A 26466-nucleotide genomic window follows, 5' to 3' on the forward strand; every position below is an offset into this window, starting at 1 on the left:
CTTATTCAATGATGAATAGCGGTTGATCAAATTCAATAGCGTCTTCGTTTACCGCTAAAATTTGTTTGATTACACCTGATTTATCGGCTTCGATTTGGTTCATCATTTTCATCGCTTCTAGGATACATAAGGTATCGCCAGAATTAACGTGCTGGCCAACTTCAACAAATGCAGGTGCATCAGGAGAACCGGCAGAATAGAAAGTACCTACCATTGGAGAGCGAACAATATGCCCAGTTACTACTGGAGCAGCAGCTTCGGTTGCAGCAACAGGAGCGGCAATTGGCGCAGGAGCAGGCGCTGCATGCATCATCGGAGCCGCGTGCATAATTGTACCGCCACGGCTAATGCGTACTGATTCTTCACCTTCAGAAATTTCTAATTCGTTGATGCCAGACTCTTCAACCAATTCAATTAACTTTTTAATTTTACGAATATCCATTTGAATACCTTTTTTATCATTATTAAATTTATGTGTGAAACTTAAATGAACAGTGCCACTTAAGTGTTTATTTACTTTTCCCAACTGGACATAATTACGACTACGTGAGCAATAATTTCATCCGTTTGGTGTTATTTGTTTTTTTCTAACCAATTTGTTGCAGCAGCCAAGGCATATTCATAACCTTTGGCTCCTAAGCCGCTAATAACGCCGACGGCAATATCGGATAAATATGAATGCTGCCTAAATGACTCTCGCGCATGCACATTGGATAAATGTACTTCAATAAAGGGTATGTTAACTGATAACAATGCATCCCTGAGCGCAACACTGGTATGCGTAAAAGCAGCAGGATTTATTATAATAAAGTCTACCTTTTCAAAACTTGCATGAATTTCGTCAAGTAATACATGCTCAGCATTTGACTGTTTATGACTTAGCTCTACATTTATTTCATTGGCAATGCTTGCTAGGTTTGTCATAATTTCAGTTAACGATAATGAACCATAAATAGTAGGCTCACGCTTTCCCAACATATTTAAGTTAGGACCATTTAGAACTAAAATGTTAAACTTTGTAGTCATCTTCGGTAAAAACACCATAATTGATATGCAATAATAGCATCATGTCACATTTAACTATGTGATTGAATTAATTTTGACGAAATTTCAAAATTAATCTCATTTGACGATTATTATAGTGTTTTCGCAGAATATAGCAGCAAAATACTGGTCTAATCACTTGCAAGGCAAAATAAAGAGAATTAATGTTAGGTAAGTTATGATAAGTTTACTAAAATAAATGTTATAGGAATTTTAATTAATTCAGGGATTTAACTGATAACGGGATAAGTAAGTTATTATTTAAATGTTGTCGTGTCGTATTCTGTTAATTACAAGGATGAAAATATTAAAACCATCTTTATTCATATTGTTGCCGTTATTTTACTTTTTAGTCCACGAGTTAATGCAATAAATGTTATTTCAAATATAACGGCCGAGACTACAACGTTGTCTGTTACACAACTGCGACGAATTTACTCTATGAGGCAGGTCCATTGGCAAAATGGTATTCCTATCGTAGTGTACGTTCTTGCAAGTAAAAACCCGCTACATCAACAATTTTGCAGAGAACAATTACGCTTGTTTCCTTATCAACTTGATCGTATATGGCACAAACTAACATTTTCGGGCTATGGTGTTGCCCCTATTGAAGTCGCTGATGAAAGCGAGCTTATTCATGCCGTAAAATCGACTAAAGGTGCTATTGGTTATGTGGAAAATTTATTGGAGGTCAAGGATGTTAACATCATTAAAATTGATGATTAGACCAGAAAGATTATCAAACTATCATCTTATAACGCTGCTGAGCATGTGCTTATCATTAAATTTGCATGCTGCTGAAATTAAAAGTCAACCGCTACAAATTCATGGTTTTGTTGCACAAGGTGTGATTGATGCCAATAACAGTAATTTCATTAATACTGATGAAAGCATTTCTTTAGAGCTAACTGAAGTCGGTATCAATGCATCGTATCAGCTCAATGATGATTTTCGCATTGCAGGTCAAGCTGTCTATCTAAATGGTGGTAAGAGGTATCATGCAGGGGTGCGTCTAGATTACTTACTGTTGGAATGGGACGCTATTCATAATGAAACATGGCGAGCAAGCTTTTATGTTGGGCGTGTAAAAAACAATCATTGGCTATACTCCAGTACACGCGATATTCCTTTTGCCCGTCCATCAATTATTAATCCACAAGTTACGTATTTTGATGGCTTTCGGGATGTGGCTGTAGGTGGTGACGGTGCAGCAATTAAGCTAAGTTATAATGATGATGCCTTTGGTGAAATAGATTTCAATTTTAGCCGAGGTAAAAGTGCTATTTCAGATGATCAGGCTGATATTATTCATGGCAAGTTTGCGCTAGGAAAAATCGACCATGATCTTGATGCGCAAGCAAGTATTTATTGGCGTCCTGCATATTCCCAGTGGCAATTTGGCGTTTCTGTGAATAACTCATCATTTAGCTATAATCAAGCGGAGACTGATAATTTTTTTGATAGTGATTTTGTTTTTGAATTTTACACCGCGAATGCACTCTATGAAGGTGAGTTTTGGCAATTTAGTGCCGAGCTGGTACAAGAAAGACAAGTATCAGATGGATTTTATTTTCCCGAATATCATCGTGATGAAATAGGACAAGGTTACTACGTGCAAGCGAGCTATAAGGTAGAAAAAGATCTATCTGTAATGCTGAGACATGAGAGGTTCTATGTTAATAAAGACGATAAAAACGGCTCTGAATTAGAACAAAATTCGGGTGGTTTAATCCCTGCATATTTTGGCTTTCATAATGATACTATGATTGGCCTTTCATATGACTTTTCAAATAATTTTCGGGTGAATGCTGAATACCACTGGATGCAAGGCGCAGCTCGATTATCTCCCGTAATACTGCCAGATCCTATCGCGAACGATAGTAAAAACTGGCAGGTCTGGGCTATTCAATTTATGTATTGGTTTTAAACATGAAAGCGAACTTTGTCAGTGTTAGTGTCAAACTTTTTGTTCTGGTGGTGAGTGCTTTATTACTATTAAGCTTAGCAATTTCTATATTATCCGTTTCTCGGCTTGATCAAGAGTTCTCTGAATATCAAAGTAATAAATTACGTCAAGGTAATACACAGTTTGAAACGCAAAGTAGAATTGTTAGTGACCAGGTGCGTAGTTGGTTAGAATCATTCACTGATCTGATACAATTAAAAAATCAACTTGATTTTGATCGCGCAGCGCGTGCTTTGGAACAACAATTTGATTCACTGCAACTCAATTATAATGTCGAAGCATTGTGGTTAGTGTCAGATGATTTCAAGCCTATTTATCAATCAGCACCTTTAACTAATGAAGTGCTTGCTAGTGTAAAAAATGTGAGTGAAAGCTTCTCTCCAGACAACTATTTAAGTTGTGTGCAACAGTGCCAGCAACTTGTGTCGATTCCAATATTGAATGCGCGTGGAGAAATGGCCATTGTCACTATAGCTATTTCTTTTGTTGATGTGATATATGCCATCAATCAAGCGTTAGAAAACCAAGTGGCGATTGTCGCCTTTGATAAATCACAAGATGTGACATTAGCGCAGGCTGATATTATTAACTCGTCTGCCAAAGAATTGATGCATGCACTTTTTAGGTTAAATCAACCCTCTGATTTATTGTCAAAAGTAAAAGAAGACGGTTTACAGGTAGAGTACCAACAAAATAGTTATTTAATTAACATGTTGCCGCTCGCGTCTTCACCATCTCAAAATTTTTATATGGCTCAAGTTGATAATGTCAGTTCATTTACTGAAAAATATCAAACTTATCGCATGCAGTTTATATTGTCAGCGTTAGCTATTTTTATCATTTTAGCCCTTTTGGTGCATTTTGTTGCCGGGCCTTTTACTAAAAGACTATTAATACTTTCAGACATATTACCTTTACTGGCGCGCAAGAAATTTGACCAATTTCGCGCGGTTAAAATACCCCAATCTAAAATTTTTCCTGATGAAATAGATGTGCTAATTAATGCCACAACTGATTTAAGCTACGAATTAGAACAATTAAATATTGAAGTAACACAAAAAACTAAAGAATTAGAAAATATTGCTATGTATGACCTATTAACTGGGTTACCCAATCGCAATATGTTGAACTTCCAATTACGTAAACAATTAAAAAGTACGGCGGGTAATAACCTCAATTTTGGTCTTATTTTTCTTGATTTAGATGACTTTAAAAAAGTTAATGATAGTCACGGTCACGGTGAAGGCGATAAATTACTGGTTGAGGCGGCGAATAGAATAAACCTGAGTGTGACTAATATGGGAATGTCATGTCGATTTGGTGGTGACGAATTTGTTATTTTATTGAACGAGAATACCTCAAATGAGCAGGCTGAAGACCTAGCTAAAGCGATATTAAAAAGCTTTCAAAAGCCTATCAAAGTCAATGGTGCAATGTTTTATGTGACTTGCAGTATTGGCATCGCGATGACTGAAGGCAGTAAGATACAAGCGAGTGAGTTGGTCAGTCATGCCGATATTGCCATGTACGAAGCGAAAGATCACGGAGGTGATCGCTACTTCATCTATCATGGTGATATGTTTCAACGTGTTGCGCATAGAGTGATGATGGAAGGGGAAGTAAAACAAGCGCTTGCTAAAGGGCAGTTTAGTTTAAGTTTGCAACCTCAACTTGTGGCGAAAACCAATAAAGTGCATGGTTTTGAGGCCTTATTACGCTGGCAACATCCTGAGCGTGGAACGGTCTCACCAGATGATTTTATTCCGCTATTAGAAAACTCTGAACATATGATATCTCTAGGCTATTGGGTTATTCGACGCTGCTTTGAGTTATACGTTCGCATGCGGGATATTGGTTTAAACGATGTAATAATTGCGATTAATTTATCTGCAGCACAGTTTACTGACGTTAACTTGCAGAGTTATTTAGAAGCGTTACTGAAAGAATTTGACCTAGATGCTGAAAACTTTGAACTTGAGTTAACCGAACACACGTTAGTTAAAGATATTGATAAAGCCATAGTCACAATGGATGCGCTGCGCTTATTAGGCTTTAGTTTTGCGATTGATGATTTTGGCACCGGCTACTCTTCTTTAGCTTATTTAAAGCGAATGCCAGTTGACGTGATTAAAATTGATAAGAGTTTTGTTGTGGGTATGTTAGAAAACCATGCTGATTTTCAAATAATTATGTCAACGATTGCCATGGTGAAAAACTTAGGGCTGACTGTCATTGCTGAAGGGGTTGAGACTAAAGCCCAATTACGCACCTTGACTGAAAATGACTGTGATCTTATTCAAGGTTATTATTTCGCAAAACCCATCCCTGAAGTAGAGCTATTTGATTTTATTGGTCGAGAAATTGTTAATGGCAACTGGAAGGTGTTGGCGAATTCAAACACTATTATTAATTAACTTAGTCACCGATGATAATTTTTTTAAAAAAAAGCGCCTTGTGGCGCTTTTTTGTTGTAATAACAATGATCAAATTATTCAGGCGAGGTAGTTATGGCAAAAAGGTTTTATCCACATGAGCTGTAAATTCATCCGCTGCCATAAAACCAGTAACCCTGCGCTGTGGCAATTCATTACCCTCTAAATCAAAGAATAAAATTGACGGCAAGCCGAAGATGTCAAACATAGACATTAACTCAATACTGTCTTTGGAACCGGTGTCGGTCAAATCTATTTGTAGTAAAACAGAACCGGCAAGTGCTTGCTGAACATTTGCTTCAAAAAACGTGTACTCTTCAAACTCTTTACAAGCGACACACCAATCAGCATAAAGATCTACCATCACAGTTTTACCTTGCGCATTAGCTTTTGCAATGGCTTGATTCATCTCGGTTAAGTTCTTAACATGCACAAAACCGTTTAGTTCAGTTTGTTGTGAGACTGAAAAGTTAGTGGCAGGATAAACTAGCTGATAAGCTTTGTTTGCGCCGATAAAGAAAACTAAAAAGATTAAAATACTACGCAAGCCAAACCCAAAAGTCTTAGCTGAGTCTTGGTTTACCGTATAAAAGTAACCGGCGGTCGCTAGAATAAGCGCTATCCAAAGCACGTCGATAACCATCGCAGGTAAAAATCGCTCTAGTAAAAATATCGGTACGGCCAAGAGTAATAAGCCAAAAATATTCTTAATCACGTTCATCCAGTTACCCGCTTTAGGTAATAACTTACCACCCGAACTACCTAGTATTAGTAAGGGTAAGCCCATACCTAAGCTGAGTGCATAAAGTGCAGATGCGCCCAACAGTATGTCACCTGATTGCGAAATGTATAACAGCGCACCGGTCAATGGCGCTGTAGTGCAAGGAGAAGCCACTAAACCCGAAATAGCACCCATCACTAAAACACCGAAATAAGATCCGCCTTTTTGATTACTACTCACTTGATTCAACTTGTTCTGCCAGCTGCTAGGTAGAGCCAAATTAAATATACCAAACATAGAAAGTGCTAAAAAGATGAATAGGGTGCTTAAGGCAATAAGTACGACGGGGTGTTGGAACATCGCTTGAAATTGCGCACCGGCAATCGCTACCACAATACCGAGTAAAGTGTAGGTGACAGCCATACCTTGCACATAAGCAAAAGATAGGGCGAATGCTCGCTTAGTTGACAGTTTTTCACCTTGGCCAACAATAATGCCGGTTAAAATAGGATACATAGGGAAAACACAAGGGGTAAAAGATAACAGCAAACCACCAATGAAAAATGCCACTAGCGTTAACCAAACACTATCACTTTTTAGCATGTCGACTAATTGATGTTGTTCGCTGCTGTTTGCACTTGAATTCGTCGTGTTGATAATTGTTGCAGGGTTGCTTGAGTCGGTAGCCGTTTTATCGGCATTATTGCCGCCAAGTGCTGATAAAATACTGTCGGCATTATTGGCAGTGCCAGAAACTAAATCGACTTTACTTAAATCAAGTGTTTTCTTTGTTGGCGGATAACACAAGCCTTTGTAAGCACAGCCTTGATAACGAATAGTAATATTTGCATCACTATTGGCTTGAGATATATCGATAGTAAAGGCTAATTGGCCGGTAAATATTTGTTGAACACCAAAGAATTCATCTTCATGGTGTTCACCTTCAGGTAGGTTTACTGGCACAATAACAGCGTTTTTAGCTGTAAATTTAAATTGGTGACGATACAAATAATAACCGTCAGCAATATTAAAGCTGACTTGTAATTTATTTTTTTGTTGGTGAAAATCAAAAATGAAAGCATCATCAACTTTTAAAAACTCGTTGTCATTACTAAAGAGTGATGAAGGAGAGCTAAAAATTGATTCTTGAGCATTTGCCAAGGGCGATATAGCAAAAGTTAAGCAGGCCAGCATTAACCAAAAAACAGTAACAACTTTTTTCATAACCGTTATTTTAAAGACTCGATGATCCAGTTTAAATAATGATGATCACCTTGCTGGATGTTCAAAGTGATAACTACAGGAATACTGTATGGTCGAACAATAATATATTGTCAGTTTACGCTAAAATTTTTCATTGAGTAAGGTGTCAGTATAATTGATGTTCACTGATCGAAAATACCTAAAAAGCTAGCTTGCTTGAAAAAGACCCGTTAATCCCCATATTAGTTTCATTAAAGAATTTTAGGAGTTGACATGTTTCGCCTGTTATTTGTATTTTTTATTATTATTCCCATTATTGAAATAATTGTCTTGATGCAGGTTGGAGCCGTGTTAGGTGTTTGGCCAACCATTGGTATTGTTATTTTAACTGCATGGATAGGGGCTAAGTATGTTCGCCAACAAGGGCTTGCCACTTTAAACTCAGTACAAACAAAAATGGCCCAAGGGCAAATGCCCTCAGATGAAATTGTCACCGGTTTAATGTTATTAGTGGCCGGTGTTATGCTAGTAACACCTGGCTTTGTAACTGACTTTCTTGGTTTGAGTTTATTAATCCCCGCGGTGCGTCAAGCTATTGCAGGCAGTGTTAAATCACACATAACAACCAACAGTGCTAGCCAACAAAGTTTTCAGTTTAATGGTCAAGGCAATGTTTATGAACATGATGACGTTTCCGACCAGCAAGATAATCCGTTTCAAGGACATATTCAACCGCCAAACAAAGGTAAAACTTTAGACGGTGAATTTGAACGCAAAGATTAAAAAAATATGCCGGTGGGCTTGTGAAGTTTTATTTAATCCCCATCTTACTTTTACTAATTAATAACAACAAAATTAAAATTCTTAATTTTTTATTAAATTGAACATCTCAGGAGAAAAAAATGAGTATTCGTCCATTACACGATCGTGTGATCATCAAACGTAAAGAAGTAGAGTCAAAATCTGCCGGCGGTATCGTATTAACAGGTAGTGCGGCTGAAAAATCAACACGTGGTGAAGTAGTTGCTGTAGGCAAAGGCCGAATTCTAGAAAACGGTGACGTGCGTCCGCTAGATGTAAAAGTTGGCGACCAAATAATCTTCAGTGAAGGTTACGGCATGAAAACTGAAAAAATTGACGGTGAAGAAGTTCTAATTTTGTCAGAGTCTGACATTTTAGCCATCGTTGAATAATTAACAATTTTCCACTCATTTTATTGTACTGATTCACTTTGGTACAAAACAGAATATAAGGAACCATGAAAATGGCAGCAAAAGACGTATTATTTGGTAACGACGCCCGCGCAAAAATGCTTAAAGGTGTCAACATACTTGCAGACGCAGTAAAAGTTACATTAGGCCCTAAAGGTCGTAACGTAGTGTTAGACAAATCATTTGGCGGCCCAACGATCACTAAAGATGGTGTATCAGTTGCGAAAGAAATCGAATTAGAAGATAAATTCGAAAACATGGGCGCACAAATGGTTAAAGAAGTTGCTTCTAAAGCCAATGACGAAGCAGGTGACGGTACAACTACGGCAACTGTTTTAGCACAAGCGATTGTAAACGAAGGTTTAAAATCAATTGCTGCAGGCATGAACCCAATGGATCTTAAACGTGGTATCGACAAAGCAGTTATTGCTGCAGTTGAAGCACTTAAAGGTTTATCACAAGAATGTAACGACACCAAAGCCATTGAGCAAGTAGGTACTATTTCTGCTAACTCTGATGAAACTGTTGGTAAAATTATTGCAACCGCAATGGACAAAGTAGGCACTGAAGGTGTTATTACTGTTGAAGAAGGTCAAGCCCTAACAGACGAGCTAGACGTTGTTGAAGGCATGCAATTCGACCGTGGTTACCTTTCTCCATATTTCATCAATAACCAAGAAAGCGGTAGTGTTGAATTAGAAAACCCTTTCATCTTATTAGTTGATAAAAAAGTATCTAATATCCGTGAATTGTTAACGACACTTGAAGGTGTTGCTAAAGCGGGTAAACCACTACTTATTATTGCTGAAGACGTTGAAGGCGAAGCACTTGCTACATTAGTAGTGAACAACATGCGTGGTATCGTGAAAGTTGCTGCTGTTAAAGCACCAGGTTTCGGCGACCGTCGTAAAGCCATGTTACAAGACATCGCAACATTAACAAAAGCGACTGTGATATCTGAAGAAATCGGTATGGAGCTTGAGAAAACGACTTTAGAAGACTTAGGTCAAGCTAAACGTGTAGTTATCTCTAAAGACAATACAACGATCATTGACGGTATTGGCGAAGAAGCTGAAATTAAAGCTCGCGTTGCACAAATTCGTGGTCAAATTGAAGATTCTTCTTCAGATTACGACAAAGAAAAATTACAAGAACGTTTAGCTAAATTAGCTGGCGGTGTTGCGGTTATCAAGATTGGCGCAGCAACAGAAATGGAAATGAAAGAGAAAAAAGCCCGTGTTGAAGATGCATTACATGCAACTCGCGCAGCGGTTGAAGAAGGCGTAGTTGCTGGTGGTGGTGTTGCACTAGTTCGTGCTGCAGACGCCATTAAAGACTTAGAAGGTATTAACGAAGACCAAACACACGGTATTAACGTAGCTATCCGTGCAATGTCTGCTCCTTTACGTCAAATCGCAACTAACTCAGGTGACGAAGCCTCAGTAGTATTAAACCAAGTACGCACAGGCGGCACAGGTAACTACGGTTACAATGCTAGCAATAGCACTTACGGCGATATGTTAGAAATGGGTATTCTTGACCCAACTAAAGTAACGCGTAGTGCATTACAGTTTGCTGCCTCAATTGCTGGCTTAATGCTAACAACAGAAGCAATGATCACCGATGCACCAACGAAAGATGCTGGTGGCATGCCTGATATGGGCGGCATGGGTGGTATGGGCGGAATGGGCGGCATGATGTAATAGATTTTAAATCTATAACTGAAGCTTTAACCGTTTAAACGAAAGCCTGAATAGTGATATTCAGGCTTTTTTATTGTTTATTGAGAGTCTGTAATAAGCTCATTGCCGACAGTGGAGTGCATCTCAGAATGCTAATTGATGCTACAAAACGGTCAGTTATTGAGAGCCAAATTCTCTCCTACAACGGGACCTCTTATTTATGTTAATTTATTAACGTAAACTAACTGTACGACAGCGGCTAATTAAACTTTTATGTCTCAATATTTTTTACAAATCTGATTCACTTCTTCTTGTTCTACTACCGATTTTTCGTAATCAGAGCGTTCAAAATTGCTACAACCTGAGAGAAGAATGCTAACTAGTACTAGAGTATATTTATTCATTATGTATTCCTAAGCGATAAATTTGTATCTTGTAAATCGAGCGCTATACAGTCTGATGATTTAGAAACAACCTGTTCAATTAAAAACAAGTGTTACTCGTAGCGTTTGAGAGCACCTTATTTTAGTGCCCTCAGTTGAATGTACTAAGCGTCTACGAAAATAACTTCGCCATTAATAAAGCCATCTACTGAACGTTCAAAAGCTTTACCTACTAACGTTCCTGGCACAGGCTGAAAACCAGCCATCATTTCACCGTATACATCCCATGCTTCAGCTAATACCGTTGGGTTAACGACATTAATACGGGTATTTCTTGGCATTTCTAACGAAACAATTTTTACAAAAGTATCAATTGCACCGCTTGTCGTTGCATCAGCAATGGCAAATGGAATGGGTTTAGTATTTAAAATACCACTGACTAATGTAAATGAGCCACTATCAGCAATGTACTCTTGTCCAATTCGCACTAAATTTATTTGCCCCATCATTTTACTCATCACCGTAGTCATCCATTGTGCTTCAGTCATTTCTGTAAATGTAGCGTATTCACAAAACCCAACCGTATTCACTACGGCATCGAAATGACCGACCGTTTCATATAAGGTTCTTATAGATTGTTCATTGGTAATATCAACAATATGGTCAACATTACCAGAGCGTCCTGCTGTAATAACCTTGTGGTTGCCTAAACCTGTTAATGCCGCTTGCCCCACTTTTCCTAACGCACCGATTAAAATAACTGTTTTCATTTGATTCTCTCTCTTAACTTCTATCAATTTGGTTAAACTGATTTGATGGAGAGAGTGTAAACACCATGCTAAACAAATTGAAACAAAGAGTTTTTGTTAGTGATACAAGAAAATATGGTTATGTGTTAGATTGCCGCATACAGTAGGCAAAAGTAATGGCAGATAGATATGAGTAAGTTAGACCGATTAGATCTTAAACAATTAAGAGTATTTCAGGCCCTCATACAAGAACAAAACGCATCAAAAGCAGCCAATCAGTTAGGCTTAACTCAACAAGCTGTAAGTGAGCATCTAAAAAAGTTACGTGATGTTTTTGATGATAGATTATTTCTGAGAAAAACGAATGGCTTTGTACCAACGCCATTTGCTGAAAGCTTATCTATAGGCGTAGACAAACTTCTAAATGATTTTACCGCACTTTTATCACCGAAAAGTTTTGATCCTAAAACAATCACAGGCACTTTTGTCATTGCTGCGACCGATTATGCCCAACAGGTTGTATTACCGTCATTAATATCTTTGCTCAGAAAAGAATCCCCTAAGCTGATGATAATAGTTCGTGATTTTGAGTTAGACAAAGTTAATGAGTTAATGGAAAGTGGAAAAATTAATTTAGCAATCGCATTTCCTGACTATATTCCAGATAACTATCCAACCGTAAAGCTTTTTGAAGAACATCATATATGTGTTGCCTCACCCAATGCATCTATCGCACATAAAAGCCCTACTCTTGCTGAAATTGCGAGTTACCCAAGCATTATTGCTTCACCTTCACGGCCAAATTTTAAAGGTTCTATTGATGATTGGTTCAAGAAGTTTGGCCTAAAACGAAATGTTGTAGTATCTGCACCATGCTTCTCTATCGTACCAATGTATTTAGAAACCACCGATTCAATAGCTTTCTTACCTTCACGAGCGATAACAGGCTTAGATTTAATAGAGATTAAACTTGAAGAATCACCTGATAATTTTGATGTTATCGCTGCTTGGCATCCTCGATATAGTGAAGATGCGTTACAAAAATGGGTAATATCACTGTTACAAGTTGAGTAATAAATTATTTCATTTACCAATTATATGTGCAGATAAGGTAGTCATTACACATGATGACCTATAGAAAAAAGTTTGCCAACATCAACTAAACGAACTTTAAAATCTAGCCAAAGCAATTAAATGAATGTCGGGAATGGTGGCTAAGCAAACAGGGAGTAGTAACAATTTTAAACTCTGTGTTGGAATAGTGGTGAACTACGATGAAATTTTAAAATACAGTTTATTTTATTATTTTTCAATAACTTAATTAAGCCATTTGAACGGTTGGCGTATGATGTGGGGTATCCCACTTTGTGGATTATATTTTTTATATAAGTATCAGTTTGACGTGGTCTAATTGATTCGACTACCTCAGTTAAGACATAATTGACTTAACTGGAGATATAAATGAAAAACCGTAAAACTTATTCAAAAGAATTCAAACTAGATGCAATCGCCCTCGTTAGGGATCAAAACTATCCTGTAGCTGAAGCTGCTAGAAATCTAGACGTCAGTGCGCAAGTGCTTGGCCGATGGATCAAAGAAGCTGAAAATGATGATGGTCATGCTTTTAGAGGAAATGGAAAGCTTACGCCAGAGCAAGATGAAATCCGTAAACTTAAAGCCCAAGTCAAGCGCCTAGAAATGGAGCGTGAAATATTAAAAAAAGCGACGGTCTTCTTTGCAAAGGAAACGAAGTAATATATTCGTTTGTTGCCCAACATAAGAAGATCTGGCCCGTGATACTGATGTGTCGCGTATTGGGTGTAAGAAGTAACAACTATTATAGTTATCAAAAAAGAAAGGCTCAAAAGCCCATTGATACAACGCATCAAGAGATGTTGGAATGGGTAAAAGACATCGCTAAGTTTAGCGACAATACTTATGGCGCAAGACGTATTCAAAAATCCTTAAATGCACTTAGTTACCCTGTTAGCCGCAGAAAAACAGCGCAGTTAATGAAAGAGGCGAACGTTTGGGTGCGTTATAAGAAAAAATATAAAGCAACGACAAATAGCGAACACAACAAGCCCATTTATGCGAACGAACTTGAGCAAAACTTTGATGTTCAACAACCTGATGAAGCGTGGGTGCAAGATATTACCTACATCTGGACTTCAGAAGGCTGGCTATATTTGGCGATAGTAATCGACCTATACTCGCGTAAAGTTGTTGGTTGGAGCATGGGCACACGGATGAAAGCTCAACTTGTTTGTGATGCGCTCACGATGGCGATGTGGCAACGCAAACCCAAGGCTGGATTAATAGTACATTCAGATCAAGGCGTTCAATATGCGAGTCATCAATATAGGCGAATACTCAGGTTACATGGTTTTGTGGGCAGCATGAGTAAGAAAGGTTGCTGCTGGGATAATGCGGTAGCAGAGAGCTTCTTTGGTAGCTTAAAACAAGAGCGCGTACATTGGCGCAACTATCAAACCGTTATGATGCTCAACAAGATGTGATGAACTACATAACGATGTGGTACAACAGCAACCGATTGCACTCATATCTGGGCTACCAAAGTCCAAATGTATATGAAGGCAAAGAAAGAGAATTGAAAAAGGTAGCTTAACGAACTTAACTGGGGTGTCTGAATTTAGTTGACCAGGTCAATATACTAAATAAAAGCTTAGTTCTTTAAAGCTAATCTTTATAGTGGCAGTTAAAATGGCTTAATGAATAATCATTAAGCCATTATTTATCAGTTGTTATAGATTGGATTAACTGATTTTTTCTATTCGCTTTTGAATTGCTTTTTGTAAGCTTTTGTCTGAAGACTCCTGAACTAAGTCTTTATATAATCGTATCGCTTTTGATTCTTCGCCCTGCGATTCAATGATATTAGCGAGTCTAAATTTAGCCCAGTTTTTTGAAGGCATGGAGGCAGAAACATTCGCTTCATTAAGGTATTGTGTAAAAGCATCTTTACCTTCATCAAAATTACTATCGCTTAGTATGCTTGTTCGGCCTAATTGAAAGATAGCACTATATTTTGCATCCTGCTGTTTCTCAGTAGAGGTCGCCATATTGGCAGTTTTACGAAAATAAATTAAGGCCTCATTGAAGCTTTCGTTTTCCTGATAGTAAAGTCCAAGTTGATAATATAATTCGGGCTCATTGACAAAATTTAGCGCTGCCATTTTTATTTCTTCATTAAATTTTATCGTGTTTTCCATTTTTCCATGAACTTGTATCAAGGCAATAGTACCTGCTAACGCATTTATTCCTTTTAACACTTGAGCATGTTGCAATGCTTGATTTATATCACCACCAAGCATGCTTGGTGCATTAATATGAAATCTAATTAAGGTACTGCGATATTCAATATTTTCTGGTGCTAGCTCAACAGCGGCTTTAAATGCTTTTTTTACTTTTTTAATATAACCAGTCAAACTAAAAATGCTGCTCGCTTCAGCTTGTTCCGCCATAATTTTTGCATAGGTAAATTGCACCTCCGCATTTTTAGCGTCGAGTTCAATTGCCTGCTTAATATATTCTTCGGCCTCATCCCACTCTCCACTTTTTGCAGCTATTAGAGCAAGATAAAAAGGCTTTTGATAACCTTTATCGCTTTGCTTTAACAGTATGCTTTTAGCTAATGGTAAGTTTCCATTTTCGAATGCAGTTATGCCTTGCTCTATGCTGGCGTATAAAGGATGACTTACCATGCATACGAGTAGTAAAATTAATTTTTTCATTTGTAAATTCCATTTTTTATCTATTGTAGAGTGTCACGTAAATTGAACTATCACTCATCTAATCAGCGGTACTCGTTTTGACCTGCCTTACTTAACCATTACTAAGAATACTTAGTTATTAATTGCGTTATCCTCAACCGTTGGCCAGTTCCATGCGTACCAAACAATCGCCACTGAAATTAAAATCTCTATTGCGGTTAAAAATAAGTAAAACACCCAAGTTTCTGTCAAATTAGTCGCAATAAGCATAATGATATAAAGCGTGCTCAGTATTATGTTGAGCCAGCGATTGACTTTAGGCTTAGCCACTAAGGTGAAAAATATCATCACACTGGGTATTGCTATTAATAAAGCCACGGCAAAAAACTGAGATTGCGTTTCAATTGTCGCCTGAACTTCCATCGCTTTTGCTAATATGCCAGGTACATAAATCTGTATATAGTCGCCATAGACATAACAAAACATAACCGCAATCCAAAGCGCTGAAATTTTCAATTTTACGTTTATTTGAAAGTCTTCAAAAACTTTTTTTGTACTCTTTATAGAACTCATTTATAACTCCGTTTCTCATTTTTTATGCCCCATTTAACAGGTTAAAAGTAGTGGTTAATATTATTAGTGAAGGACAATACCCATCTTTTTTATTAACACTTCCACAATGACAAGATAACTAAGGGGCGTTATTGCAACTTGTCCGTGATTGATTAAATAATAGGTTTTATAAGAGCTTATGTCGTCCGAGACTAGAAGCGCGGACACTTTTTTAGGTGTATTTGTAGATAATGAGGTAGAATTCAACGCTTAAATATTCAAGTGTGTAAGAAGGTATGAAATTTGACAGATCCTATCGTAATGATTATCAGCATGGTTATGCTAGGACAGGTATTGTTAAGCGTTCCGATTCTTCTGAGCCGAGCAATGAAGTCAGCAATTTTTTTACCTTTAGCAATGTTTTTACTTGCCAATAGCACTATAGCACTCGTGCCAGTTGTTAATGCTCAATTTCCTGACTTGAGTCAATTGTACAGCGCGATAGTTTTTCCTACGCTTTTTTTGTTGTGTCCCTGTTTATGGTTTTATCTTGAAGGGATAACTGCTGAAAAACCTTGGCAGCTAAACCGTAAACAAACACGCCACTTTGTGCTTTTATGGCCAGCCTTAGTCACCAGTGTGATGATTATGCTATTGCCGAGAGGTGTGTATACAGACATATTTATTGACGATATTGACGCGGTTACTCCCTTAGCTATCGCCACCGTTATAGGTTTATTGGTCATGATGATGCTCTGGCTTGGGCAATGCATTTATATCATGGTGCGCATTATTTACCGTTTAATTACTTATCGTAAACAGTTAAAAAATGTGTTTTCTAATCATGACGATAAAGCACTTAACTGGATGAACTGGCTATTATTGATTGCGATTAGCACATGGCTATTTTCTTTGGCTACGGTGTTTTCTTCAAACTTGTTTGACAACTTCTTATTTAATATAAGAACCGAGAGCTTTCTTTCATTACTACTAGTCTGGAGCTTGGCCCACTTTGGCTTGCAACAAAAACCCGGGTTTACTGGCTATAGTGAAAGCGTCGATATTACGGCTCCAAATAAAGAAACTCAAAACAAAGTAGTTCAAGAAAAAGAAGCTCAAAATAATGAGGACAATGTTGAAATGAGTTCTCCAATGAAGTATCAACGTTCAGCGCTTGATGCGGTGCAATCAAGTCGTATTGCAGATAAAATTAATAACATTATGAGCAATGAACAGTTATATTTAGATTCAAACTTATCACTGCAAAAACTCGCAAACCATTTAGCTATTTCGCCCAACTATATCTCACAAACGTTAAACGAAACGCTATGTACAAACTTTTTTGATTTCATCAATAAGTGGCGTATTGAAGCCGCTAAACCTAAAATATTAGCCAATCAAGACAGTGTGCTACATGTCGCGCTTGAGGTTGGCTTTAATGCGAGATCTTCTTTTTATAAAGCCTTTAAGCAAGAAACTGGAAAAACTCCAAGTGAGTTTCGTAAACAAAATAGTTCATATTGAAAACCACTAAATATGTGCACACATTTATCTATAGAACTTAACGAGTGCTTTTGATGAAAGCAACTAAATAACCCGACAATAAGAAGCTATTTTATTGAAGGGTGGCAGGAAATATAAGTAATATAAGCTAATGATAGAAGGATAAATATATTATTTTGTTTTTTTAGCCTGCGTGATAAAGTCGTTTAAGTAGTCGATATGCTGTTCATCTTTGCGAATACCGACAAAAATCTGTTTACGAATGCCACTCTCTCCAAAACGAATACTCTTGATAGGCATTGTCTTTTCATACTCATCGACTAACCAACCAGGTAAGGCGCAAACACCTCTACCAGCAGCCACCATTTGTAACATGATCTCTGTGGTTTCTATGTATTTATGTTTTTTTACTGAACATTTTGCTGGATTGAGAAATTGACTAAAAATATCGAGCCTTAAAGGTTCAACAGGATAACTAAAAAGCACTTCATCGTTTAGTTGCTCAGGCAATACAAAACTTTGATTTGCCAGTGGGTGAGACGCAGAAACGACGAGTCTATGTTCATAGTCAAAAACAGGTATGTATTCTATTTTAGGTTTAAAGAGTGGGTCAGGTGTAATAAGTACATCTATTTCGTAGCTAAGCAAAGCACCTAAAGCACCGAACTGGAATTCTTGCTTCACGTCCATATCAATATCTGGCCACTGCTCTAAATAAGGCTTAATTACTCTGAGTAGCCATTGATAACAAGGGTGGCATTCCATGCCAATGCGTAATGACCCCATTTCACCTTTGGCAATCTGGCTAAGTAATAACTCGGTGTGTAAAAATTGAGGCAACACCCTATTAGCCAATGTTTGAATGCGCTCTCCTGCAGCGGTAAGACGCAGGTTTCGACCCTCTTTTTTCCAAATTTGTGTAGCAATTTGGCCTTCAAGTTTTTTGATACTATGACTTAATGCAGATTGAGATAAGTGTAACGAATCAGCAGCTTTAGTTAGGGTGCCATGTTCTTTTATTGCGGTTAGTATTTCTAAATGCATCCTTTCTAACACCGGTTAACTCCTTTTTTGCTGTTTATCAGCTTTAATGATGAACGATATTCATTGATTGATGAAATAATATCATTTTATTAATCAAACAAGTTTTTTATAATGGGTATAGGAATAAATAATGGCGACAATACGTTTTCTTGGGTTTTGCCAGCAGTAAACTGCTTGGAGATTCTAAAACTGTTGTATAACGTAACGTCTGAATATTGTAGGCGGCAACGGTACCTTGATTCGAAAGTAGGGTTTTTGCCGCGATTAAAAATAGCATCATAAAAAAAGAAGTCATCGTTAATGTATATCATTGAATTTATCACGAATAATATCTCAACCCTTTTTGCATTGATTACCACAGGTGTATTTGCAGGGATTTTAGCTGGCTTACTCGGCGTAGGCGGCGGAATCGTCATCGTACCTGTATTATTTTTTTTGTTCCAGAGCTTTGGGGTATCACCAGAGACTGCAATGCTAGTTGCAACCGCAACTTCATTGGCGACTATAGTACCAACGTCTATTAGCTCAATTCGTTCCCACCACCAAAAAGGGAATGTTGATTTTGACCTACTCAAACGTTGGGCGGTATTTATTCTTATAGGTGTATTGGCGGGAAGTTGGTTGGTCACTCGCGTTGAAGGTACGATACTGACATTACTGTTTGGCGTGATAGCGGTATTATCAGCACTTAATATGTTGCTTAGAACAGGTAAGTCGGCACTGTATCAAAAGCTACCGGGTACAGCAGGGCAAACGATCATGGGCACATCGATTGGTTTTTTCAGCTCTATGGTAGGGATTGGTGGCGGTACCATCTCAGTACCATTGCTCACTCTCTATAATTATCCTGCTCATAAAGCCATTGGCACGGCTGCGGCAATAGGGTTAATTATCTCCTTGCCTGGTGCATTAACCATGTTAACTTTAGGTAGTACACCTGTTGATGCTCCTGCGGGGACGTTTGGCTTGGTAAACCTAGCAAGCTTTGTTTGTATTGTGCCGCTAACCGTATTATTTGCTCCTGTTGGGGCTTCATTGGCAGCAAAGTTAGACGCAGTAAGACTGAAGAAAATCTTTGCCTTCGTACTACTTTTTACCGGCTTACGCATGCTAGCGCAGCTATTTTTGTAAGACTCTCGCTTCTTAGCTCTGAACTTTAATCATTTAACTTACAGCTTATAACTTACAGCTTACAGCTTGAAGTTCAGAGCTTGAAGTTCAGAGCTTGCAGCTCTGAACAAACCTATTATTTAGCGAGCTCTTTTCGAATAATTTCCGCACCGGCACTTAACGCGTTTAATTTCCCTCTTGCTACCTCGCGAGGTAAAGGTGCCATGCCGCAGTTAGTGCAAGGATAGAGCTTATCGGCATCTACATACTTAAGTGCTTCTCTAAGGGTTTTGGCGACTTCCTCTGGGGTTTCAATAGTGTTACTTGCAACATCAATAGCACCAACCATTACTTTTTTACCGCGAATAAGTTCCAGTAAATCCATTGGCACATGAGAGTTATGACATTCTAGCGAGATAATATCGATACTAGATTTTTGCAATTTAGGAAACGCTTCTTCATATTGTCGCCACTGTGAGCCTAATGTTTTTTTCCAATCGGTATTGGCTTTGATGCCGTAGCCATAGCAAATATGTACCGCGGTTTCACACTTTAGTCCTTCAATTGCTCGCTCTAAACACGCAATACCCCAATCATTAACTTCATCAAAAAACACATTAAAAGCAGGTTCATCAAACTGAATTATATCTACCCCTGCGGCTTCTAATTCTTTAGCTTCTTGATTCAGAATTTTGGCAAATTCCCAAGCGAGTTTTTCGCGACTTTTATAATGGTCATCATAAAGTGTATCAATCATGGTCATTGGGCCCGGCAAAGCCCACTTAATAGGCTGACTAGTTTGCTGGCGTAAAAGTTTGGCATCTTCAACAAAAACTGACTTAGGGCGAGAAACTGGGCCAACTACTGTAGGCACACTTGCCTCATAACGATCACGAATTTTAACCGTTCTACGATTCTCAAAATCTACGCCGGTAAGGTGCTCAATAAAGGTAGTTACAAAATGTTGGCGCGTTTGCTCACCATCACTGACAATATCAATGCCTGCTTGTTGTTGCTCATGCAATGACACCAGTAAGGCGTCGTGTTTACCGTCAATTAATTCATCGCCTTGTAATTTCCAAGGTGACCATAGCGCTTCAGGCTCTGCAAGCCATGAAGGCTTAGGCAAACTGCCTGCAGTTGATGTTGGTAGTAATATTTTTTCTGTAAGGGTTTTGTTAGCTCTAGTTTTGTTGATAAGTGTTGTCATAATAAATACCGTTGTACCTTTTTATTCATTTAGCTGTGTTATTTAAAGCGCGTAACTAGCAGACCACTGCTGGAGTACTTTTTGATAAGGTTTGATGAAGTGCTCTTCAGCAAATTTACCCTGTTTAATCGCTAACTTACTGCGCTCTTCTTTGTCATAAAAAATTTGCGTTAATGAATGATCTTGGTTCTTTAAATTGGGTTGATATACATTTCCGGCCACAGCATTGGCATTATAAATTTCAGGTCGGTAAATCTTTTGAAATGTTTCCATGGTGCTGATGGTACTTATCAATTCAAGGTTACTGTAATCATTAAGTAAATCGCCAAAGAAAAAGAAAGCTAAAGGTGCAACACTCTTAGGCGGCATAAAGTATCGAACTTGTAAGCCCATTTTTTTGAAGTATTGCTCAGTTAACGATGATTCATTAGGCTGATATTCAAAACCCAATAAAGGATGTTGATTGCCCGTTCGAAGATAAGTTTTGTTATCAGAAACACTTAAACAAATCACAGGTGTTTTTTTAAAGTGCTTTTTATACGTGGTTGAATTGACAAAATATTTGAAAAGCTTGCCATGTAAATCGCCAAAACCATCTGGAATGCTAAATTGAGTTTGGCCTTTATTATGTTCTGACAACAACACACTAAAATCATAATCTCGTACATAAGAAGAAAAATTATTTCCTACAATGCCCTCAATGCGTTCGCTGGTTTGATGATCAACAACCGTAGTTTTTAATACTTCAATCGACGGAAAAGCCTGTCCGCTGTGCTCAATATCTATATCAACAGAAATGATTTCAAGCTCGACAGAATAACGCTCGCCTTTGGGATTATCCCAATAGGCGAGGGCATTGAAGCTATTGTCGATCATCTTTAGCGCATTGCGTAAATTCTGTTGGCGGCTCTCACCTCTAGCCAAATTAGCAAAGTTAGTTGTAATGCGTGTATTGTCTGAAGGATGATAGTTCTCATTGAGACAAATGTTCTTAATCGTAAAAGTAAAATCTTGATTCATGATGATTTAGTATCCAATTTCTGTAATAAAACCTGAATGTATTTCATGCTCTTTTTGAGCTTTGCAATTTCCTTTTCTGATTTTCTCTGTCAGTAGTCTGCTACAGTTTTTTTGGTTTATGCCTAAAGGCTTAATTGAAAACCAGCTGTAATAATGTCTAAAGTTAAAAGCAGAGTGTGTTTTATACGTGGTTAGTTACATGAAAAAAATTGATTTTATTTCATGAATCTATGATTTAAATTCATGAGTTTGTGTTTTTGTAAGTTTCGATAGTTAATGACTATTATTTCGGGAGGGGAGGGCGAGTCCACATTTCGTCTAAATCTGATTATTGATCAGTACTACTCTTGAGAATAATTATATTCTTTTGGAGTTATTAAAATGTGAATATTACCGCACGCCTTATTTCTTCGATAATAAGTTGAGTGGATAGGTAACGTTAGGCTGTAATGGTTGAGTAGATGTCGCTAATAGTAGAAGTCATTATTGATGTAATTGCCGGGAGTGAGTCAAGAGTAGTCAATTATGTAACTATTCAGGCTGCATGGGTGAAACAAATAAAATTGCTTTGTCTTTCATTTAATAGTGCTGGAGATGCACTAAATATGTTGGATTGAGTCAAAGCACTTAAGCTAAAACTCAATCCAAATATATATGTGGTTACCTATTTTTAATTTTGAGAATAAAGTTTCTTACAAAACTTTATTCTCAGGGAATAACTACGCCGTTTCCTGCGGCGATATCTTCATAAATATTACATAGAGCACCGGAATTAAAATTAAGGTTAACAGCGTTGCGAATAGTAAACCAAAGACCAATACGACTGCCATAGACTGGAAGAAGGCGTCAAAATACAGCGGTATAACACCTAAAACAGTGGTGAGTGTGCCCATCATTACAGGGCGCATTCTGCTGCTGGCTGAATCTACTACCGCGTCGAATCTTGCTTTACCTTGCTTTATTTCTACATCCATTTGGTCTACTAATACAATAGCATTTTTAATCAGTAAGCCAGACAGTGAAAGTAAGCCTAATATACCCATAAACTCTAGCGGTATTTGTGTCGTAACTAGCCCAACGACCACGCCAATCAGTGCTAGCGGTACCACTAACCAGATAATTATCGGTTGTTTGATGGCGTTAAACAGCACGACCACAATGAGCACCATGGCTAATAAGCCTAGTGGGATAGTAGAGCCTAGCATTTCATTAGACTCTTTTGACTGTCCGTACTCACCATCCCATTCCAGCACATAACCGTCGGGTAATGAAATAGCTTCAATTTGAGGTTTAATTCTATTGAAAACTTCGGATGCAAGTTGGCCCGATACCGGATCTGCTTGCGCCTTTATCGTCCATATTCTATCTTCACGTTTTAAAATTCCGTCGCGCCAAATGGTTTTAAAGCCATCGGTCACTTGCGCTAATGGCACCGTTTTTCCGGTCAGTTGGCTCAGCACTTGAATGTTACTAATATCGGTTATCTGCAAACGCTCTTTTGCTGGTGCTCTAACAATGATCGGGATTAGTTCATCACCTTCACGATATAGCCCTACTGTTTGACCGGTAAAATTTTTCTGTAAGGCATCAGCAATGGCTTTGCGATCAACCCCTGCTCGTTGTGCATTCACTGCTGAGTATTGCGGTTCAATTACTCTAACTCGTTGTCGCCAAGTATCCTTAATCGATAGCGCGCCACCGTCTTCAACCATAATGGTTTTGGCTTTACTTGCTAGGTCTCGCAGCACCGAAGGGTCTGGTCCTTTAAAGGTGGCCTCTATTTTGGAACCACCTCCTGGCCCCATAACAAAGCGCCATACCTTGCCTTGGGCATCAGGAAACGACTGGTCAATGTAGTTTTGTACTTGCGGTAACATCGTATCAAGCTTTTTGTAATCATCGACTTTGGTCAGTATTTGCCCGTAAGAGCTGTTGGGTGACTCACTACCGTATATCAGCATAAAGCGAAGGCCACCACCACCAATCAATGTTTGTACACCTTCAACACCTTCAAGCTTTTGAATATAGGCTTCTAATTGCAGCATATTCTTTTTGGTTTTTTCAATATCGGTGCCTTCAGGTAGCCAAAAGTCGACGACCATCTGCGGCGTGGTTGACGCAGGGAAAAAGCCAGATTTAACGAATTTAAACCCCCACATTGAGGTGGCAAACATACCGATAACAATAGCTATGGTTAACCAACGATGATGCAGTGCACCCGTAATAAGGCGCTGATAACCCGACATGAGTATATTTGGTTTTTCTTGGCTTTTTTCAACACTTTTGTCTTGCTTAAACAGCATATAACAAAATAGCGGTGTTAGTGTTACAGCGAATAACCAACTGTATAAAAGTGATATTAAAATCACCCAAAACAAGTGTCCAGTAAACTCTGCGGTATCGCCTGGCGCTAAACCTATGGGGGCAAAGGCGACTATACCGACTAACGTCCCGCCCAATAAAGGCCATTTAGTTTGTTTGACGACTTCAGTCGCTACGGCTAATTTCTTCTGGCCTTTCTTGATGCCAACAAGCATGCCTTCAGTGACTACAATCGCGTTGTCTACCATCATACCCAAGGCAATAATCAGTGCGCCCAATGAGATACGGTGCATGGGTATGCCACTTGCATCCATAGTGGCAAGGGTGGCAAAAATGGTCAGTAGTAATACCGAGCCAATGACAATACCTGAGTTTAAGCCCATAAAAATAAGCAGGGTAACCATGACAATGATCAGGGCAACAATGACGTTGACAACAAAGTTATCTACTGAGGCCTGCACAACTTCGCCTTGATGATAATATTCATGCACATCAATACCAATGGGTCGGCGGCTTTCTGCCTCAATAACCTTAGCGTCAACCCGATCATAGACCTTAACAACATTGGTACCTAAAACGCTTGCAACGCCAAGAGAAATAGCCGGTTTACCGTTATATCTAACCAGCTTGGTGGTTGGAGATTGAAAACCACGATAGACGTTGGCAATATCTTTTAAATAGATGGCTTTACCGTCACCGGTTGCGCTAATTAATAAATTTTTGATGGTATCAACAGAGTCGATTTCACCGGTAAGGTCGATAAACACTCTTTGCTCGCCAATTTGCGTGTTACCGGCGCTAACCATAGTGTTCTGTTTGTCTAGAATTGAGTAAATATTATTAATTGATACACCCAACGCGGCCACTTCTTCGCGGGCTATTTCAACAAATATTCCTTCTTGTTGGACTCCGGTCATGGCAACCTTCGCTACACCCTCAACCTGTAATATATCGCTCTGCAGGTTTTTTGCGTAAGCATGAAGCTCGTCAGGAGAATATCCCTCTGCGGTCAGCAAGTAGCTTAGCCCATAAACATCACCAAAATCATCTAATACTATCGGTGTTCCTACGCCCGGTGGCAGCGATGATTTGGCATCGTTAATTTTATTTCTGAGCTTGGTCCATATAATTTGTAATTCTGATTTTGTTTTTGAAAACTCAGACTTAATATCAACTTTTATTTCGGATTTACCGGCTGAAGAGGTAGACGATATTGAGTCAACTTCTTGTAATTCTTGCAGGGCTCGCTCTAAACGTTCAGTGACTTCTTCTGCTACTTCTAACGGACTTGCACCCGGGTAAGGCACGAATATTTGAGCGGTACGTATGATGAATTCAGGATCTTCAAAACGTGCCATATTTTGATAAGAAGAAAAACCAAAAGCTATGGTCAAACAAATAATAATGACGCTAATGAGTTTATTTTGAATGGTTAACTTTGCAATATCCAAAATAGCGCTCCTAAGATTTAGACCAAGAGCTAACAATCATGCCCTCGGTTAAATAATTTGCACCTGCACCGACAATAGTTTCACCTGCATTTAAGCCACTGGTGATAACCAACTCTTCACCAATACCGTCAGCAATAGTGACTGGAGCTTTGTTAACTTGCATTGAATCAGTGGATACTTTCCATACGTAGTGCTGGCCATTTTCTTGGAAAATAGCAAATGTTGGCACAGCAACGGTGTTAGCTTTTGACGGGCTAGAGAATTTAATTTGCAGGCTTGCATTCATGCCTGGCAAGATGTTTAAGCCTTCGGGCGCAGTAAAAACGAATCTAACTTCATAAGTTTGGCTGGCGCTATCAGCTTCAAGATTTGCACGTCTGTAAGTTGCATGAATAGGCTCATTAGGTGCCGCATCTAACAGCACAAAAGCTTGTCTGTCGGTTCGTGTATTAACGGTGGCAACAATTGAGGCAGGAATATTCACGATTGCCTCCATTTGTCCTTTGCCAAACAAGGTTAAAATATGTTGGCCTGGTGTAACATTCTCCAGTACTTTAACGGGTACTGCAGCTACTATTGCATCATAAGGAGCAATAAGCGTACTGTCGGTTATGGCTTTTTGAGCTGAATCATAAGTGGACTCAGCGACTTCTTTTTTTGATTTTAGTTGTTCTAAGTCGCGGGCAGATATTACGCCTGTTTTTGACAGGGTAGTGCCGCGAATAAAGTCGCTTTCAGCGGCTTCAAACTGAGCTTTGGCAGAGTTTAACTGATTAACAAATCCGCGTTTCTCTAACGACGCTAATTCATCGCCTTTGGCAACATCTTGCGCCGCAATAACATTCAATTTTTCCAGTTTACCGCCAACTTGAAAATTTAGCTTTGAGCTATGAACAGCATCGAGTGTCGCTGGGTAAGTAAACACTCGCGATTCGTCGGCACTTGCAATGGTAATCAATTTAACCGGGCGCGGCGCGGCTGCAGTTTTTTCTGCTATCGGTTGTTCGCTACAACCGCTGATAAAAGCGAGTGCAGCTACACTTAATATGAATAAGCGCGATGAGTTAGATGTTATTGTCATATTGAATTTTCCATTTTGATAGCCGCTTAAGTAAGCGACTAGTTTTAC

21 protein-coding genes and 1 pseudogene are annotated in these 26466 nt (G+C 38.6%); 10 read left to right on the top strand and 12 right to left on the bottom strand.

The window, feature by feature from the left end; all coding sequences use genetic code 11:
- Nucleotide 1: 1 nt before the first annotated feature.
- Both accB and aroQ read right to left on the bottom strand, forming a co-directional pair.
- Nucleotides 2-442 (bottom strand): acetyl-CoA carboxylase biotin carboxyl carrier protein, encoded by a 441-nt coding sequence (gene accB, locus A3Q33_RS11150; protein WP_081180001.1) that lies wholly within the window; start codon nucleotides 440-442, stop codon nucleotides 2-4.
- Nucleotides 443-573: 131 nt separating this feature from the next.
- Nucleotides 574-1026 carry a type II 3-dehydroquinate dehydratase gene (gene aroQ, locus A3Q33_RS11155; RefSeq protein WP_081180002.1) on the bottom strand — a complete coding sequence of 151 codons (453 nt, stop codon included), beginning with the start codon at nucleotides 1024-1026 and terminating at the stop codon, nucleotides 574-576.
- A 291-nt stretch (nucleotides 1027-1317) separates the two neighbouring features.
- Here aroQ and A3Q33_RS11160 point away from each other — a divergent pair, with 291 nt between their 5' ends.
- The 3 genes from A3Q33_RS11160 to A3Q33_RS11170 are packed head-to-tail and all read left to right on the top strand — an operon-like array spanning nucleotide 1318 to nucleotide 5424.
- Nucleotides 1318-1770, top strand: a complete 453-nt coding sequence (locus tag A3Q33_RS11160) for a hypothetical protein (RefSeq protein WP_081180003.1) — start codon at nucleotides 1318-1320, stop codon at nucleotides 1768-1770.
- 43 nt (nucleotides 1771-1813) lie between these two features.
- On the top strand, nucleotides 1814-2971 hold the full coding sequence (locus tag A3Q33_RS11165) for a hypothetical protein (RefSeq protein ID WP_155866757.1): 1158 nt from the start codon (nucleotides 1814-1816) through the stop codon (nucleotides 2969-2971).
- Between the two features lie 2 nt (nucleotides 2972-2973).
- Entirely contained in the window at nucleotides 2974-5424 is a 2451-nt protein-coding gene (locus tag A3Q33_RS11170) for a putative bifunctional diguanylate cyclase/phosphodiesterase (RefSeq protein WP_081180005.1), read from the top strand.
- 91 nt (nucleotides 5425-5515) lie between these two features.
- Here A3Q33_RS11170 and A3Q33_RS11175 read toward each other — a convergent pair whose 3' ends face one another.
- Nucleotides 5516-7387 (bottom strand): protein-disulfide reductase DsbD, encoded by a 1872-nt coding sequence (locus tag A3Q33_RS11175; protein WP_081180006.1) that lies wholly within the window; start codon nucleotides 7385-7387, stop codon nucleotides 5516-5518.
- A gap of 5 nt (nucleotides 7388-7392) precedes the next feature.
- Nucleotides 7393-7452: a hypothetical protein gene (locus A3Q33_RS21040; protein ID WP_353615526.1), complete on the bottom strand. Its 60-nt coding sequence runs from the start codon at nucleotides 7450-7452 to the stop codon at nucleotides 7393-7395.
- 187 nt (nucleotides 7453-7639) lie between these two features.
- Between A3Q33_RS21040 and A3Q33_RS11180 the strand changes: the two genes are divergently transcribed.
- From A3Q33_RS11180 to groL, 3 genes are all read left to right on the top strand, one after another.
- Complete coding sequence (locus tag A3Q33_RS11180; protein WP_081180007.1) at nucleotides 7640-8149, top strand: FxsA family protein; 510 nt, start codon at nucleotides 7640-7642, stop codon at nucleotides 8147-8149.
- A 119-nt stretch (nucleotides 8150-8268) separates the two neighbouring features.
- Nucleotides 8269-8559, top strand: a complete 291-nt coding sequence (locus tag A3Q33_RS11185) for a co-chaperone GroES (RefSeq protein ID WP_081180008.1) — start codon at nucleotides 8269-8271, stop codon at nucleotides 8557-8559.
- Nucleotides 8560-8630: 71 nt separating this feature from the next.
- Nucleotides 8631-10280, top strand: coding sequence for a chaperonin GroEL (gene groL / locus A3Q33_RS11190; protein ID WP_081180009.1), 1650 nt, complete (start codon nucleotides 8631-8633; stop codon nucleotides 10278-10280).
- 526 nt (nucleotides 10281-10806) lie between these two features.
- Here groL and A3Q33_RS11195 read toward each other — a convergent pair.
- The gene (locus tag A3Q33_RS11195; protein WP_081180010.1) at nucleotides 10807-11412 is read right to left on the bottom strand and encodes a short chain dehydrogenase; all 606 of its coding nucleotides are present in this window, start codon (nucleotides 11410-11412) and stop codon (nucleotides 10807-10809) included.
- A gap of 168 nt (nucleotides 11413-11580) precedes the next feature.
- Here A3Q33_RS11195 and A3Q33_RS11200 point away from each other — a divergent pair, with 168 nt between their 5' ends.
- Complete coding sequence (locus A3Q33_RS11200) at nucleotides 11581-12465, top strand: LysR family transcriptional regulator (protein ID WP_081180011.1); 885 nt, start codon at nucleotides 11581-11583, stop codon at nucleotides 12463-12465.
- Nucleotides 12466-12852: 387 nt separating this feature from the next.
- Nucleotides 12853-14020: pseudogene (locus A3Q33_RS11205) on the top strand (IS3 family transposase).
- Between the two features lie 148 nt (nucleotides 14021-14168).
- On the opposite strand, the gene A3Q33_RS11210 reads toward A3Q33_RS11205, so the two are convergent.
- Together A3Q33_RS11210 and A3Q33_RS11215 are read right to left on the bottom strand one after the other, a co-directional pair.
- Nucleotides 14169-15146 (bottom strand): tetratricopeptide repeat protein, encoded by a 978-nt coding sequence (locus tag A3Q33_RS11210; RefSeq protein WP_081180012.1) that lies wholly within the window; start codon nucleotides 15144-15146, stop codon nucleotides 14169-14171.
- A gap of 111 nt (nucleotides 15147-15257) precedes the next feature.
- Entirely contained in the window at nucleotides 15258-15698 is a 441-nt protein-coding gene (locus A3Q33_RS11215) for a DUF6326 family protein (protein WP_081180013.1), read from the bottom strand.
- Between the two features lie 282 nt (nucleotides 15699-15980).
- On the opposite strand from A3Q33_RS11215, the gene A3Q33_RS11220 reads away from it, so the two are divergent.
- Nucleotides 15981-17201 (top strand): helix-turn-helix domain-containing protein, encoded by a 1221-nt coding sequence (locus A3Q33_RS11220; RefSeq protein WP_081180014.1) that lies wholly within the window; start codon nucleotides 15981-15983, stop codon nucleotides 17199-17201.
- Nucleotides 17202-17351: 150 nt separating this feature from the next.
- On the opposite strand, the gene A3Q33_RS11225 is transcribed toward A3Q33_RS11220, so the two are convergent.
- A complete protein-coding gene (locus A3Q33_RS11225) occupies nucleotides 17352-18236 on the bottom strand; it encodes a LysR family transcriptional regulator (RefSeq protein ID WP_081180015.1) in 885 nt (294 codons plus the stop codon).
- A 288-nt stretch (nucleotides 18237-18524) separates the two neighbouring features.
- On the opposite strand from A3Q33_RS11225, the gene A3Q33_RS11230 reads away from it, so the two are divergent.
- A complete protein-coding gene (locus A3Q33_RS11230) occupies nucleotides 18525-19355 on the top strand; it encodes a sulfite exporter TauE/SafE family protein (RefSeq protein ID WP_081180016.1) in 831 nt (276 codons plus the stop codon).
- 115 nt (nucleotides 19356-19470) lie between these two features.
- On the opposite strand, the gene A3Q33_RS11235 is transcribed toward A3Q33_RS11230, so the two are convergent.
- The 4 genes from A3Q33_RS11235 to A3Q33_RS11250 form a co-directional block, all read right to left on the bottom strand.
- Nucleotides 19471-20544: a methionine synthase gene (locus tag A3Q33_RS11235; protein WP_081180017.1), complete on the bottom strand. Its 1074-nt coding sequence runs from the start codon at nucleotides 20542-20544 to the stop codon at nucleotides 19471-19473.
- A 42-nt stretch (nucleotides 20545-20586) separates the two neighbouring features.
- Nucleotides 20587-21564, bottom strand: coding sequence for a DUF1852 domain-containing protein (locus A3Q33_RS11240; protein ID WP_081180018.1), 978 nt, complete (start codon nucleotides 21562-21564; stop codon nucleotides 20587-20589).
- A gap of 719 nt (nucleotides 21565-22283) precedes the next feature.
- Nucleotides 22284-25337 (bottom strand): efflux RND transporter permease subunit, encoded by a 3054-nt coding sequence (locus A3Q33_RS11245; RefSeq protein ID WP_081180019.1) that lies wholly within the window; start codon nucleotides 25335-25337, stop codon nucleotides 22284-22286.
- Between the two features lie 10 nt (nucleotides 25338-25347).
- A complete protein-coding gene (locus A3Q33_RS11250; protein ID WP_081180020.1) occupies nucleotides 25348-26418 on the bottom strand; it encodes an efflux RND transporter periplasmic adaptor subunit in 1071 nt (356 codons plus the stop codon).
- Nucleotides 26419-26466 lie beyond the last annotated feature (48 nt).

This window comes from Colwellia sp. PAMC 21821 (assembly GCF_002077175.1).
Taxonomy (GTDB): domain Bacteria; phylum Pseudomonadota; class Gammaproteobacteria; order Enterobacterales; family Alteromonadaceae; genus Cognaticolwellia.